The sequence below is a fragment of the Vibrio tritonius genome (assembly GCF_001547935.1).
Taxonomy (GTDB): Bacteria; Pseudomonadota; Gammaproteobacteria; order Enterobacterales; family Vibrionaceae; genus Vibrio; species Vibrio tritonius.
In genome coordinates this window covers 737264-752964 of record NZ_AP014635.1, presented here as the reverse complement: position 1 = coordinate 752964, position 15701 = coordinate 737264, and the positions used below count along the sequence as shown (strand labels likewise).

At 44.0% G+C, this 15701-nt stretch carries 13 protein-coding genes; all 13 read right to left on the bottom strand.

The window, feature by feature from the left end; translation table 11 throughout:
* Positions 1-11: 11 nt before the first annotated feature.
* The 13 genes from dnaE to frr all read right to left on the bottom strand — a co-directional run bounded on the left by dnaE (position 12) and on the right by frr (position 15699).
* Positions 12-3491 carry a DNA polymerase III subunit alpha gene (gene dnaE, locus JCM16456_RS03445; protein ID WP_068712399.1) on the bottom strand — a complete coding sequence of 1160 codons (3480 nt, stop codon included), beginning with the start codon at positions 3489-3491 and terminating at the stop codon, positions 12-14.
* A 70-nt stretch (positions 3492-3561) separates the two neighbouring features.
* Positions 3562-4179 (bottom strand): ribonuclease HII, encoded by a 618-nt coding sequence (gene rnhB / locus JCM16456_RS03440; RefSeq protein WP_068712397.1) that lies wholly within the window; start codon positions 4177-4179, stop codon positions 3562-3564.
* Between the two features lies 1 nt (position 4180).
* A complete protein-coding gene (gene lpxB, locus JCM16456_RS03435; protein WP_068712395.1) occupies positions 4181-5323 on the bottom strand; it encodes a lipid-A-disaccharide synthase in 1143 nt (380 codons plus the stop codon).
* A 129-nt stretch (positions 5324-5452) separates the two neighbouring features.
* On the bottom strand, positions 5453-6241 hold the full coding sequence (gene lpxA, locus JCM16456_RS03430) for an acyl-ACP--UDP-N-acetylglucosamine O-acyltransferase (RefSeq protein WP_068712393.1): 789 nt from the start codon (positions 6239-6241) through the stop codon (positions 5453-5455).
* A gap of 1 nt (position 6242) precedes the next feature.
* Positions 6243-6674, bottom strand: a complete 432-nt coding sequence (gene fabZ / locus JCM16456_RS03425) for a 3-hydroxyacyl-ACP dehydratase FabZ (protein WP_179946795.1) — start codon at positions 6672-6674, stop codon at positions 6243-6245.
* 119 nt (positions 6675-6793) lie between these two features.
* Positions 6794-7825: a UDP-3-O-(3-hydroxymyristoyl)glucosamine N-acyltransferase gene (gene lpxD / locus JCM16456_RS03420; protein WP_068712389.1), complete on the bottom strand. Its 1032-nt coding sequence runs from the start codon at positions 7823-7825 to the stop codon at positions 6794-6796.
* An 8-nt stretch (positions 7826-7833) separates the two neighbouring features.
* Positions 7834-8343 (bottom strand): OmpH family outer membrane protein, encoded by a 510-nt coding sequence (locus JCM16456_RS03415; protein ID WP_068712387.1) that lies wholly within the window; start codon positions 8341-8343, stop codon positions 7834-7836.
* A gap of 14 nt (positions 8344-8357) precedes the next feature.
* On the bottom strand, positions 8358-10769 hold the full coding sequence (gene bamA, locus JCM16456_RS03410) for an outer membrane protein assembly factor BamA (RefSeq protein WP_068712385.1): 2412 nt from the start codon (positions 10767-10769) through the stop codon (positions 8358-8360).
* 47 nt (positions 10770-10816) lie between these two features.
* Positions 10817-12175 (bottom strand): sigma E protease regulator RseP, encoded by a 1359-nt coding sequence (gene rseP, locus JCM16456_RS03405; protein WP_068712383.1) that lies wholly within the window; start codon positions 12173-12175, stop codon positions 10817-10819.
* On the bottom strand, positions 12172-13380 hold the full coding sequence (gene ispC / locus JCM16456_RS03400; RefSeq protein WP_068712382.1) for a 1-deoxy-D-xylulose-5-phosphate reductoisomerase: 1209 nt from the start codon (positions 13378-13380) through the stop codon (positions 12172-12174). The genes rseP and ispC overlap by 4 nt, the downstream gene beginning before the upstream one ends.
* Positions 13381-13432: 52 nt before the next feature.
* Entirely contained in the window at positions 13433-14272 is an 840-nt protein-coding gene (locus JCM16456_RS03395; protein ID WP_068712380.1) for a phosphatidate cytidylyltransferase, read from the bottom strand.
* An 18-nt stretch (positions 14273-14290) separates the two neighbouring features.
* Positions 14291-15043, bottom strand: a complete 753-nt coding sequence (locus JCM16456_RS03390) for an isoprenyl transferase (protein WP_068712378.1) — start codon at positions 15041-15043, stop codon at positions 14291-14293.
* 98 nt (positions 15044-15141) lie between these two features.
* The gene (gene frr / locus JCM16456_RS03385) at positions 15142-15699 is read right to left on the bottom strand and encodes a ribosome recycling factor (protein WP_068712376.1); all 558 of its coding nucleotides are present in this window, start codon (positions 15697-15699) and stop codon (positions 15142-15144) included.
* Between the last annotated feature and the right edge of the window lie 2 nt (positions 15700-15701).

Here is a 15701-nt window from a genome sequence, read left to right as displayed (position 1 = left end):
CGTTGAATTTTTTAGTTAAATTCGAGTTCTACCTGGTCTTGACCAAGTAGCTGTTTTAATTCGTCTAACAATGTATCGTTTGGCGTTACACGCCACTCAGTACCGAGTGCGAGTCGCGCCCTTGCATCTGCACGCTGGTAATATACATTGACAGGTACCGTCCCTGCTCGGTGAGGCTCTAATATCTGACTAAAGCGCTCAAAAAACTGCTCGTCGATTTGCGATTGTTCAATCGACAGTGACAAGCTGCGGGCATATTTCTCTCGTGCGCTGCCCAAATCCATGACTTCACGCGCGGACATTTTAAGACCACCATTGAAGTCATCAAAGCTGACCTGTCCAGAAATCACCAAAATTTTGTCTTTTTCTAACAGTTCGGCATAACGATCAAGCGCATCAGAGAACAACATCACTTCCATTCGACCTGAACGGTCGTCAAGAGTCATCAAGCCAATACGAGACCCTTTCTTGGTTGTCATTACACGAGCAGATATCACCAAACCTGCCACAGTCAGAGATTGATCGCGACGAGTCGGTACTGCCTCGTTTAATCGACAACTAATGTAGTGAGTTAGTTCTTTTAAATATTCATTAATTGGGTGTCCGGTTAAGTATAGACCGAGAGTTTCTCGTTCACCCTCTAACCATACTTTCTCTGGCCACGGAGCTACTTGGGTGTACTTTTGTTCCACCTCTTCTGGTGCATCAGTTAATACACCAAACATATCGGTTTGACCAAACGCCTCTGCTTGATGGTATTGGCTTGCCGATTTCACTGCATCATCAAGTGATGCCATCATAGCTGCACGATGTGGACCTAAACGATCCAACGCCCCAGCCAGTATCAACTTTTCTAAAACACGTTTGTTAACACGTTTTAAATCAATACGGGCACAAAAATCAAATAGGTCTTTAAAATACCCGTCTACGTTGCGTGCTTCAAGAATCGCTTCAATCGGACCTTCACCCACACCTTTAATTGCGCCGATACCATACACGATTGCGCCATCATCGTCGACGTTAAAGCGATATAAACCCTTGTTTATGTCGGGCGGCAATACAGTAAGTCCCATCCGAACGCACTCATCGACCAGACCTACCACTTTTTCAGTATTATCCATATCAGCGGTCATTACCGCCGCCATGAACTCAGCAGGATGATGAGTTTTTAGCCACAGTGTTTGATACGAAACCAATGCGTAAGCGGCTGAGTGAGATTTGTTAAAACCATAACCCGCGAATTTTTCCACCAAGTCGAAGATTTTCATCGCCAACTCACCGTCAACGCCGTTTTTCTCCGCACCTTCGCGGAAAACCGTACGCTGCTTCGCCATCTCTTCTGGTTTTTTCTTACCCATTGCACGACGCAGCATATCTGCGCCACCCAGGGTATACCCCGCCAACACCTGAGCAATCTGCATAACCTGTTCTTGATACAGGATGATGCCGTAGGTGGGCTCAAGAATCTCTTTTAAAGACTCATGCTGCCATTTTTCATCTGGGTAGGATATTTCTTCCTCACCATGCTTACGGTCGATAAAGTTATCCACCATGCCCGATTGCAAAGGCCCTGGACGGAATAACGCCACCAATGCGATGATATCTTCAAAACAGTCGGGTTGCAGACGCTTGATAAGCTCTTTCATCCCACGCGATTCCAACTGGAATACTGCGGTGGTTTCAGACTTTTTCAAAACAGTGAAAGAGGCATGGTCATCTAATGGAATAGATTCAATGCGTACCGGTGGTAAACCTTTCTGCTCTTGACGTGGGTTAATTAACCCCAAAGCCCAGTCAATGATGGTTAGAGTACGTAGACCTAAGAAGTCAAATTTAACTAAACCAGCATATTCCACGTCGTTCTTATCGAACTGAGTAACTGGGTGATTACCCTCTGAATCACAATAAATTGGGGCAAAGTCAGTAATCGTAGTTGGCGAAATAACCACACCACCTGCGTGCTTGCCGGCATTACGAGTACATCCTTCCAAGATGCGACACATGTCGATGAGTTCTTTCACTTCCTCATCAGCTTCGTAAAGCTCACCTAACGCCGGCTCTGCTTTAAATGCTTTTTCCAAGGTCATGCCCGGATCTGGCGGAATCAATTTAGAAATACGGTCGCAGAAACCAAAAGGATGTCCGAGGACACGACCCACATCACGAATAACGGCTTTAGCCGCCATGGTACCAAAGGTAATGATCTGCGATACCGCATCGCGGCCATACATATCGGCGACGTGGTCAATCACCTTATCGCGTTTATCCATACAAAAGTCGACGTCAAAGTCGGGCATGGATACACGTTCTGGGTTAAGAAAACGTTCGAACAGCAAATCGTATTCGAGCGGATCCAAGTCGGTAATTTTCAGTGAATACGCCACCAGTGAGCCCGCACCAGAACCACGCCCTGGCCCTACTGGAATATCGTTATCCTTAGACCACTGAATAAACTCCATTACGATCAGGAAGTAACCTGGGAAACCCATCTGGTTGATTACGCCTAATTCAATTTCAAGACGCTCATCATATGAAGGACGGCGCTCTGCCCGAACTTGGGGATCAGGGAATAAAAACTCTAAGCGCTCTTCCAGACCTTCATGAGATTTTTTAACCAAAAACTCTTCGATTTCCATCCCTTCGGTTGGGAAGTTCGGCAAGAAATATTCACCCAGACGCACCGTAACGTTACAACGTTTGGCGATTTCGACACTGTTTTGTAGTGCTTCTGGAATATCAGCAAACAGCTCACACATTTCCTCTTCACTGCGAAGGTACTGCTGTGGGCTGTAGTTTTTTGGTCGGCGTGGATCTTCTAAGGTATAACCGTCATGGATTGCTACCCGAATTTCATGCGCATCAAACAGGTCTTCAGTTAAAAACACCACATCGTTTGTTGCTACGACAGGAAGGTCGTGTTCTTCAGCTACTTGCAATGCAAAATGCAGATAGGCTTCTTCATCGGGACGCCCGGTTCGCGTCAGCTCCAAATAAAAATTATCTTTAAAATAAGTTTCATAGAAGGCGAGACATTGCTCTGCGGTACCACGATTGCCTTTTAACAGGGCTCGCCCCACTTCACCCCAGCGGCCACCCGATATGACGATCAGACCCGGCGCCTTTTCAATCAACCACTCTTTGTCGATAACGGGTTGATTTTGAATATGACCGCGCAAATAAGCTTCAGAAATAAGTAAGGTAAGGTTTTTGTACCCCTGATTATCTTTTGCCAATACAGTGAGTTTGGTGAGCTCATCCCCAAACTCTTCGGAACGCATTAAAAAATCCGCGCCGACAATCGGCTTCACGCCATTACTGTTGGCGTTACCATAAAACTTCACCAAACCACACAGATTAGTAAAGTCGGTTAACGCCATGGCTGGCATGCCCATTTCAGCCACTTTTTTTACCAGTGGTGGGACTTTTCCTAGCCCATCCACCATGGAATAGTCACTGTGAATGCGTAAGTGGATAAACCTTGGGTCAGACATTAAATACTATCCTAGTTACCTTGTGTTCAAATTTGCTTAGTCAAGACATCACGCCCTGATAAGTTTAGGATTATAAACCGAGTGCTCGTTTTACTGGACCAAAACTTTTACGATGTTGATCTATGACACCATGTTTTTCAATGGCTTCAAAGTGTGCTTTGGTTGGGTAACCTTTATGCTGAGCAAAACCAAACTGTGGGTAAGTTTTGTCGAGCTCTTCCATTTCATGGTCGCGAACGACTTTTGCGATAATGGATGCAGCGCTAATTTGCGCCACGCGTAAATCCCCTTTCACTACAGCTTGTGAATCCATTGGCAGTTCTGGTGTGCGGTTACCATCGATCAACACCAAATCAGGTTGCACTTTTAACCCAGCTACAGCGCGTTGCATTGCCACCATGGTCGCTTGCAAAATATTAAGCTCATCAATCTCTTGTGGAGAACAACGGCCGACCGCCCACGCTAACGCCTTCTCTTGAATCTCTGGGAAAAGAGCCAACCGTTTCTTTTCTGACAATTTTTTTGAGTCGTTTAACCCTTCAATCGGATTATTTGGATCCAAAATAACCGCTGCTGTCACCACATCACCGACCAGTGGACCACGACCAACCTCATCGACGCCAGCGATCAGTGTGTACCCAGCAGGCATTTCGAAAGGAGGTAACTCTTTTACTGGTGCTTTTGCCATGTTATGCCTTCTCTATCAAATTAAGCACTGCATTCGCAGCCTGAACATCCGCATCTTTACGAATCCAATGATGCATTTCATCAAACTTATCCAACATGGCTTGGTTATCGTCATCCAATAAGTGACAAACTTCAGCATACAAATTATCGACCGTACAGTCGTCTTGCAAAAACTCTTTAACCAACGGCTGATCTGCCAATATATTGGGTAAAGAAACGTACTTAGTCTTCAATAAGCGTTTGGCAAGAAATGCAGTAAAGCGGTTAACACGGTAACCAACCACCATTGGGCGCTTAAGCAGCATACATTCAAGAGCGACAGTACCTGATGCAAGCATCACCGCATCGGATGCCGCAATCACATTACGCGCAGTATCATCCACTAAGGTAAATTCAAGATCGGGAGCCACTTGCTGGCGAATTTCTTCAAATTCAGCACGTCGCTTAGCATTCACCAGCGCCACGACAAATTGCAACTCAGGATGCGTTTCACGTAAACGCAAACACGTACGAATAAAAGGTTCGGCGAGCTTTTTCATCTCACCACCGCGACTGCCCGGCAATACCGCCAGCCATTGTTTGTCTTGTGCTAAACCGAGCTGTTGGCGTGCTTGCTGTTTATCCGTATGGAATGGAATCGCATCCGCTAACGTATGCCCGATGAATTCACATGGCACATCGAAGCGATCGTAAAATTCTTTTTCAAAAGGCAGAAAAGCCAACACTAGGTTAGTGGCAGCTGCGATTTTATAGATACGTTTTTGACGCCATGCCCATACTGAAGGACTGACATAATGAACCGTTTTGATACCGGCTTGTTTCAAATCGAGTTCAAGACGCAAGTTAAAATCTGGTGCATCAATCCCAACGAAAACATCAGGGGGATTTTGAGTAAAATAGCGAACAAGTTCCGCTTTTACTTTTAAAAGACGAGGTAAACGGCCAAGTACTTCAACTAATCCCATGACCGCCAACTCTTCCATATCAAAAAGAGACTGGCATCCTTGGGCAATCATTTTTGGTCCGCCAATACCGACAAACTCAGCATTAGGATAACGAGCTTTGACTGCTTGAATAAATCCTTCGCCTAACGTATCTCCAGATAGCTCACCGGCAACAATGCCGATACGCAATGGTCTTTCCACGTTTTTATCCTCTTGGTCATGCTCTGTCCGATTTTATGGAAAAGCACTTCGCAAAGTGACATTCCATAAAAATGGAAAAGATCGCTACCCGAAAATAGCGATCTTTAATTTCATTAACTTGAACAAAAATTAACGAATGATGCCGCGTTTGGAGTCTTCAAGGAAGTCCAAGAAACGCTGTACGACTGGGAATTCGCTTGCTTCTTTGGCAATTTCCGCTTTCGCTTCTTCCAAAGTAATACCGGCACGATAGATCGCTTTGTATGCGCGGCGAATCGCGTGGATTTCTGCTTTTTCGAAACCACGACGTTTCAAACCTTCGATATTAATACCGAACGGCGCACAGTGGTTACCTTGTGCCATCACGTAAGGAGGAACATCTTGTACCACGATTGAACCACCGCCAAGCATCGCGTGCGCGCCTACTTTACAGAACTGATGAATAGCAGACATACCGCCAACAATCGCGTTATCTTCAATCGTCACGTGACCCGCTAAGGTTGCGTTGTTGGCAAAAATACAGCGGTCGCCGACAAGACAGTCATGAGCAACGTGGGCGTTAATCATAAACAAGTTGTCGCTACCCACTTTCGTGATACCGCCATCTTGAATCGTACCACGGTGCATTGTCACGCTTTCACGAATGGTATTGCGATCACCAATGATCAACTGAGTATCTTCACCTTTGTATTTCAGGTCCTGACACTCTTCGCCAATCGAAGCAAATTGGAAAATGCGGTTATCTTTACCAATTTTGGTTGGCCCTTTTACCACCACGTGAGACATCAGTTGAGTGCCTTCGCCAATTTCAACTTTACTGTCTACGTAACAAAACGGACCAATTTTAACGTTGGCACCAATAACGGCACCCTCTTCAACCACCGCTGACGGATGGATTTGAGCGGTTTCATGGATCATATTAAAACTCTCGACGTGCACATTTCAGTTCAGCTGAACAAACAACTTCACCGTCTACTTTTGCCGTGCCATTGAATAGAGCGATACCACGACGCTCTTTCAAGAATTCAACTTCGATGACCAATTGATCACCTGGCACTACAGGCTTACGGAATTTAGCATTATCAATACTAGCAAAGTAATACAGCTCATTCTCTTTTGGTGCACCAAAAGTTTTAAATGCAAGTAGACCTGTCGCTTGAGCCATTGCTTCAAGGATTAATACGCCAGGAAAAACAGGAAGTTGAGGGAAATGACCGGTAAACTGAGGCTCATTCACTGAAACGTTTTTCAGACCAATCAGATACTTACCTTCTTCAAAACCCGTAACGCGATCAATCAACAAAAATGGGTAGCGATGAGGAAGAAGCGCCTGAATTTCAGTGATATCCATCGTTTTCTTTTCAGTAGTCAAAGTCATATTCCTATTCAAAAGTACAGATTAAATTAAACTGCGGGCATTATAGACGAAAAAGACTCGCCGCATGCGAGCCTTTTTGATAAAAAACCGAACTAAGCGTCGTTTTTTTGTTCAAGTAGCTTTTCTACCGCTTTTAAACGCTTGTTCATTTCATCAATTCGATGAACACGTGTTGCGGTTTTACGCCACTCTTTATTCGTCTGAAGCGGGATACCTGAAGAGTACACGCCTTTTTCAGAAATGCTGCGCATTACCATACCCATACCGGTGATAGTGACACCATCAGCGATTTCGATATGGCCATTGATTACCGATGCTCCACCGATAATACAGTACTTACCAATGGTAGTACTGCCAGCGATGATAGTACCACCTGCCATGGCTGTACCATATCCGATGTGCACGTTATGAGCGATTTGCAATTGGTTATCGATGATCACATTATCTTCAATAACAGTATCATCGAGTGCACCACGGTCAATTGTCGTACATGCACCAATTTCAACCCGATTACCTATACGTACTGAACCAAGTTGAGGAATCTTAATCCACTCACCTCGTTCGTTGGCATAACCAAACCCGTCAGAACCAATTACAGTTCCAGATTGAACCAGACAGTGCTCACCAATAACCACACTGTGATAAACCGACACATTGGCCCACAACTTGGTATTTTGACCAATTTGTGTATTTTTGCCGACGAAACAACCAGCACCAATAACAACGTTATCGCCCAGTTCAACACCAGACTCAATCACTGCATTTGCGCCAATCGCAACATTTTTTCCTAACTTAGCATCCTTAGCGATCACCGCTGATGGTGCGATATCCACTGCTGGTGCTGGCGTCGTATCTAATGCTTGTGTCACTAGCGCAAACGCGACATAGGGGTCTGCCACTACTAAAGCATTTGATGGACAAAGCTCTCGCTCAGAGGCTTTGACCATGATGACCGTTGCTTTACACGCAGCAAGGTGTTTACTGTATTTAGGATTCGACAAGAAGGTAACATGACCCTCTTGAGCCTTATCCATCGGCGCGACAGCTGTCACAACCGCAGAGTGATCGCCAAACAGCTCACCCCCGGTAATTTTTGCCAATTCGGCTAACGTTAGTGTGGTCATAATAACAATTACTTAATAGATTTAATCACTTCTTCAGAGATGTTGTATTCAGGCTTCGCATACTGCAGAGCACCAGCATCAACGATCATATCGTAGCCGTCTTTCTCAGCCACTTTTTTTACAGCATCTTGAATGATTTTGAACAGTTTCTGTTTCTCTTCCGCTTCACGACGTTTTGATGCTTGATCTAACGCTTGAGCTTTGATTTTGTATTTGCTTTCAAGCTGACCAATTTCAATGCGTAGTTTTTCGATGTCATCTTGGCTCATAAGAGAAGAATCACGTTTCAGTTTTTGCATTTTTTCTTGAGCTTGTTGCTGCATACTTTTCAGTTCATCAGCTTTATCTTTAAACTCAGTTTGAAGTTTTTGTAGTACCACCTCACGTTGAGGTAGAGATTGAAAAACTTGGGCTGTATTAATAAAGCCTACTTTTTGAGCTGCTTGTGCCGCATTGGCAAAGAATGATGAGCTAAGAATAACAAGGCTGACACCAGCCGCTTTGAAGATACTTTTCAAAATATAGTCCTATATTAAAAGGTTTTCCCGATGGTAAAGGTAAAGAATTCTTCGTCATCACCTTCGTATTTTTTAACAGGCTTCGCTACCGAGAAGACCAAAGGTCCCATTGGAGACATCCACTGTAACGCCATACCATATGAAGAACGGTAATTCATAGGGTCTGAGTAGTCATAATAATACTTATCACCATATGAAACGTCACCATTATAATGGAATTCGGTATCCCAAACACTTGCCATATCAAAGAAGATACTAGTTCGAATCTGGCTTTGTACCTCTTCTGAAGCAAATGGCGTTGGTACAATCAATTCGGCACTCGCTAGCCAAGTTGCATTACCACCAACAGATTCATCTGTCGCAGTATCAGTACCATTATTTGAATCGGCATAACTACGATACACCGCTTTAGGACCAGCACTGTTAGAGCTAAATCCGCGTAGTGTAGAGAAACCACCAGCATAGAAGTTTTCATAGAATGGGTAGAGGTTATCTTGACCATCCGTTTGACCATAGCCATTACCGTAACCTAGACGACCACGCAGTAACAGGGTGAAATCTTCTTTTTTGGTTAGAGGAATGTACTGACGCACATCATATTGCATCTTGAAGTACAACGCATCTGAGCCAGGAACCGTCATATCGTAGTAGGCGCGTTGATAGTTACCCGCCGTTGGGAAGTAACCTTTATTCAGGTTATTACGGGTCCAAGCAACACTAATATCAAAGTCATCTGTTTCCAAACTACCATCTGACGTTAAGTTACCAGACTGCGCTTTTAAGAACTGCTCTACTTGTAAATAAGGCTTTAGGTTACCAATCTTACTGTGGGTATAACCAACACCAAACTCAAAACGGTTCAGTTCGTCAAATGGGAAGCCCCACGTGAGGTTCATACCATAGCTAGTGTTGTCGTAGTCGACGATACCCGCATCGGATGCTTCAAATTTATTCAGGAAGACTTTACCACCTAAACTCACACCATCGAGTGTCCAATATGGGTCTTTATACTCTAACGTGATGTTTTTCTGATAGTCATTGGTGGTCGCACTGATACTAACGCGGTTACCACTTCCCAAGAAGTTATCTTGAGTTAAACCGACTTGGAAACTCACCCCAGACTCAGTGCCGTAACCAACACCGAAGTTGATACTACCGGAGTTAGCTTCTTTTACTTTATAAACCACATCAACTTGGTCATCGGTACCAGGAACGCGGTCAGTTTGCACATCAACCGTTTCAAAATAGCCAAGACGACTCAAACGTGTTTTACCTAACTCAACCGATTTGGAGTTCAGCCAGCTACCTTCCATTTGGCGCATTTCACGACGCAGTACTTCGTCTTTGGTCACCGTGTTACCCATGAAACGAATATCACGAACGTACATACGCTTCCCAGGGTCAATTTGAACCGTTAAAGAAACTTCTTGCTTATCATCATCAAAAGTGGGAACGGTACGTACTTGGGGATAAGCATAACCAGCTTCGCCCAACAGTTTTTTCACGTTCTCTTCTAGTGAAGTAACTGAAGAACCTTTATAGGTACTGCCCATATCAAAATTAACTAAAGACTTGAACTCAGCCTCTTTACCAATGAGATTACCTTTAAAATCAACACTTTTTACTGTGTAAGGCTTACCTTCACTGATGTTAAGCGTGATATACACACCCTTTTTATCTGGCGAGATCGACACTTCGGTCGATTCCACTTTAAATTTCAGGTAACCGCGATCTAAATAGTAAGTTCTGAGTTTTTCTAAATCGCCAGCCAATACTTGCTTTTGATATTTATCACTCGAAAGGAAATTCCACCAAGATACGTCTGCATTTAAATCGAACTTACTCAACAAATCGTCATCACTAAAAACTTGATTACCGATAAAGTTGATCTGTTTGATTTTGGCAGAAACACCTTCAGTGAAAACAAATTTCAGGTCAGCACGGTTACGCGGCAAGGGTGTTACCACCGCTTTTACCGTCGCGTTATATTTACCGACACTGTAATAGAAATCTTCTAAGCCCTTTTCGATATTGGTTAGCTTGGTACGATCTAACGCCTCACCAACACGAATATTAGAAGCGTCCAAGTTCTGCTTGAGCTGTTCTTCTTTAATCGCTTTATTGCCAGAGAACGAAACACTCGCAATAGTTGGTCGCTCTTGAACTTGCACAACTAATGCAGAACCATCACGCAACACTTTGACATTCTCAAAGTTACCGGAGGCATACAATGACTGAATGATGTCTGCAATATCTTGTGAGTCTACGGTATCTCCAACACGAACAGGCATTTTTAACAACGCAGCACCAAGTGCAACACGCTGCAACCCCTCAATCTGGATATCTTTTACAACAAAGTTTTCGGCACCGTTCGCTGACACGCTTGTTGCGAGCAGTGTCGCGAGAAGGATCTTTTTCATCGCCATAGTTATTTGAGTTATTCCTTACTACAACCCTTGCCCAATGCTTAAAATCACAGGCGAGTAAAATCGTTAAATATTGCCACGGCCATTAAAGAGAAAATGATGGCTCCACCAATGCGGTATCCCATCTCCTGCACCTTCTCTGGTACTGGACGACGAATTACAGCTTCAATAGCAAAGAACAACAAGTGTCCTCCATCGAGCATTGGTAATGGGACAAGGTTAATAATGCCAAGGTTCACACTAATCAGTGCCAAGAACCCTAAGAAGTAGACCAAACCATAATCGGCGGTAGCTCCCGCACCTTTCGCAATCGAGATAGGTCCACTAAGGTTATTCAACCCCACATCACCTACCACCAATTTTTTTAGCATACTAACGGTTAAACCAATGATTTGTCCCGTTTTATCAACTGCTTTACTGAAAGACTCAAATACACCAAACTGAAGTTCAAATCGATAATCTGAAGGCCAATCTGCGACTTTGGGAGCAATTCCAGCAAATCCAATCACTTTACCGTTACCAAGATCTTTACGCTCGGGCGTTAAGACCAAAGAAACAGGTTCTCCTTGGCGTAATACGTCTACTGTAATCGGTTCACCAGGATGATTTTGAATACTATCGACAACCTGCTGCCATTGGGTGATTTTCTGGCCACCCACAAACTGCAGCTCATCACCCACTTCAAGACCAGCTTTTGCTCCTGCCCCATCTTTAGCGACATTAATCAGCGTTAACGATATTTCAGGAGTAAAAGGCTTAAATCCGAGCGCTCCCATAGCAGACTCTGATTCAGGGTCAAAGTTCCAACTAGATAGGTTTAAAGTTTTGATTTCTTGCAGTCCGACACTTTCTGGTGAGGTGACGGTCAAGGTTAAGCTGTCATCACCAATATGAGAAGCGAGCTCCATATTGACGCTTTCCCAATCTGGCGTACGGGTCCCAGAAACGTCCAAAATCTCCATTCCAGGAGCAATCCCTGCATCTGCGGCGATCGAATAAGAAGATACTTCACCTACCACTGGTTTTACAGTTGGAACACCAATAGTAAACACTAACCAATAAGCTATAATCGCAAAAAGGAAGTTAAACACAGGACCTGCTGCAACAACAGCTGCACGTTGCCATAACGTTTTATGATCAAAAGCTTGGTCTTGAAGTTCAGGAGGAATGTCATCTACTCGTCCATCCAACATTTTGACATAACCGCCTAGCGGAATTGCGGCAATACTGTATTGAGTCCCATCTTTACCGACTCGTTGCCACAAAGCTTTACCAAAACCAATGGAAAACTTCTCGACTTTGATACCGCAGCGTCTTGCCACCCAAAAGTGACCAAACTCATGCACTGCAACCAAAACACCTAAGGCGACAATGAATGCGAATAAATTCCATATTATGCCGGTCATAACATACGCTCTTTTATTATTTGGCGGGCTTGTCTGCGGGCCATTGTATCTAGCTCTAGTAAGCTTTCCAAGTCATAGCTATGTAACGAAGTGTTTGTCGCACACACTTTTGACAAAGTACTTTCATTAACTCGTGCAATATCCGTAAAACGAATATGGCCTTTTAAAAATGCATCAACTGCAATTTCATTAGCCGCATTAAGTGATGTCGTAGCGTGTTGACCTAAGTAGCAAGCATCAATTGCCAAACCTAGGCATGGATAACGGGAAAAATCTGGAGCCATAAAGGTAAGTTCACTGATTTGCGTAAAATCGAGTGGACGAACACCGGCTTGAATACGCTCTGGATAGTTCATGGTAACAGATATAGGTGTGGCCATATCAGGCTCACCTAATTGAGCCATTACCGAACCATCCAGATATTGCACCATAGAATGAATCACAGATTGAGGGTGAATTAACACTTGTAATTGTTCTTTCGCCGCATTGAACAACCAACGGGCTTCAATGTATTCAAGCCCTTTATTCATCATGGTAGCGGAATCGACGGAAATTTTGGGGCCCATTGACCAGTTAGGATGCGCAATCGCTTGTGCTGGGGTAACCGCAGCAAGCTCACTCACGTCGGTGTAACGAAATGGACCACCTGAACCAGTTAAAATAATATGGGAAACGCCAGCGCCTGCTAAATCACAGCGCCCCATTTGGGTTTGAACTTGGGCAGGAAGACATTGAAAAATCGCATTATGTTCACTGTCTACAGGTAACAATTCCGCACCGTGTCGTTCAACTGCATCGATAAACAGTTGACCAGACATCACTAACGCTTCTTTGTTAGCCAGTAAAATCCGTTTACCTGCTTTTACCGCAGCCATCGTTGGCACTAAACCGGCTGCACCAACAATAGCAGCCATTACGGTATCGACTTCTGCGCAAGAAGCGACGTGACACATCGCTTCTTCGCCGTATAACACTTCTGTTGCTAGTTTTGAGTTGCTTAACTCTGCTTGTAACGCTTGAGCCGCTTCGGCCGTTGCCATGACTGCGTAAGTCGGTCGCCATGTTTCACATAAAGCGCGCATTTTGGCTACGTTTCTTCCTGCTGCGAGAGCGAATACTTCAAATTGCTCTTTATTTTCAGCGACCACTTTTAGTGTGCTCGCACCAATAGAACCTGTTGCACCAAGAATCGTTAACTTACGCATAGCTAAAACCGTTGTTATTTAGTTTAGGCAAGCTAACGCTTGCCTAACTCTTTTAGAAGAAATACAGAAATGCAAAAACTGGGAAGGCTGCCGTTAGGCTATCAATGCGGTCAAGAACACCACCATGTCCTGGAATGATATTGCTACTGTCTTTGATGTCTGATACTCGTTTAAACATACTTTCGACTAGGTCACCCAACACAGAAATACCGACCGTGCATAAAATAGTAAAGTACATCATCGCTGCAGAACTAAAATGCAACTCAAAACCACGGGCGACTAAAGTGCCGACAAGAACGGAAATAACCATCCCCCCCAGCAAGCCTTCAATTGTCTTATTTGGGCTAACAGCAGGTGCCATTTTATGCTTACCAAATCGCTTACCAGCAAAGTAAGCGCCACTGTCTGCAGCCCAAACAATCAAGCACACAAACAGCACCAATTTAGCCCCATGAAAAGCATCGGTTGCCATTGATTCAGCACGTAAATAAACCACACTCCAATAAAATGGTAGTAAGGTCAAAATACCGAATAAATGACGCATCACGCGACTATTTTCCCACCAAGAACGAGATTTAGGATAACTGATGGCTAGATAGCTGGAAATTACCCACCAAATCACGCCAATCACTAGTAAAGAGTAGTGTGAGGAAGTCAAATGATTGAGAGAATTCATATCTGGGTGCAACCAAATCAAGCTGCCAGCCCCGAATACTAATGAAGGAATTAACGCCAAATTACGTGATTTAGCATTAACAAATTGCGTCCATTCCCAGAAACCAATTAAGGTAATTACCGCTAATGCGAAAAGAAACCAAGCAAGGGGCAAGTATAGAATGCCCAAGATAACGAGAGGGGCAAGTATGAGCGCTGTAATAATTCTTTGCTTCAAACTTTGGATCCTATTTTATTATTTTTCCATTAAGGCCTTAATCTGCTCCCCTGTACAACCAAAACGTCGTTCACGGTTCACAAACCAAGAGATAGCTTCAACTAGGCTATCTTCACCAAATTCTGGCCAATAAACTGGCGTGAAATACATCTCAGCATAAGCCAATTGCCACAACAAAAAGTTGCTGATCCGACACTCTCCGCTGGTACGAATAAGTAGATCTACGTCAGGCAAATCGGACATTGAAATATACTGAGCCATTTTGCTCTCATCGATGTCTTCAGGGGTTAATTCCCCATTTGCCACCTGTTGAGCCAATTGCTTCGCTGCTTGCGTAATATCCCACTTACCACCGTAATTAGCCGCAACATTAAGCACCATTCCCGTATTATGACGAGTGAGCTCTTCGGCCTGTTCAATCTTACGTTGTAAACGCGGGTTAAAACGGGAAACATCCCCGATAATACGTAAGCGTAGATTATTCTTATGAAGTCGTTTGACTTCTGATGATAAGACTGTGATAAACAGCTCCATCAGCAACCCTACTTCATCTTCTGGACGTCGCCAATTCTCGCTGCTGAATGCGAAAAGAGTCACTGCCTTGATGCCCAATTTTGCCGCTGTAGTGATGGTTTTGCGAACTGCATCCACACCTTTTTTATGGCCAAATACCCGTGGTTTTCCACGTTCTTTTGCCCAACGGCCGTTACCATCCATAATGATAGCAATGTGTTGAGGTAGCACCTCAGAAGAGAGTTGTGAATCTTGCATTGTTTATTTTGTTTAATACCAAAAGACGTAGATAGTAACGAATAAAAAAACGCTGAGCTGTAAGCACAGCGTTTTTTTTCATTGAATTATTAGAATTATTAGACGTCCATCAACTCTTTTTCTTTTGCAGCAAGAGTCTCATCGATTCTCTTAATTGCTGCATCAGTCAATTTTTGGATGTCTTCTTGCGCTTTACGATCTTCATCTTCGGAGATCTCTTTATCTTTCAAAAGCGCTTTTAGATCGCTGTTAGCATCGCGGCGAATATTACGTACAGCAACACGACCACCTTCGGCTTCACCACGAACGATTTTAACTAAATCGCGACGACGCTCTTCAGTTAATGGTGGCAGCGGAACACGAATAACCGTACCAGCAGACATAGGGTTTAAACCTAAATCTGACATCATGATGGCTTTTTCTACTTTCTGAGTTAGTTCGCGATCAAATACAGTGATTGCTAGAGTACGAGCATCTTCTGCTACCACGTTAGCAACTTGGTTTAGAGGCGTTGGTGCGCCATAGTATTCTACAGAAATACTCGCAAGAAGACTTGGGTGTGCACGACCAGTACGAACCTTAGTCAGGTTTGCTTTCAGCGCTTCAACGCTTTTGTCCATGCGCTCTTGAGCGTCTTTTTTGATCTCATTAATCACGA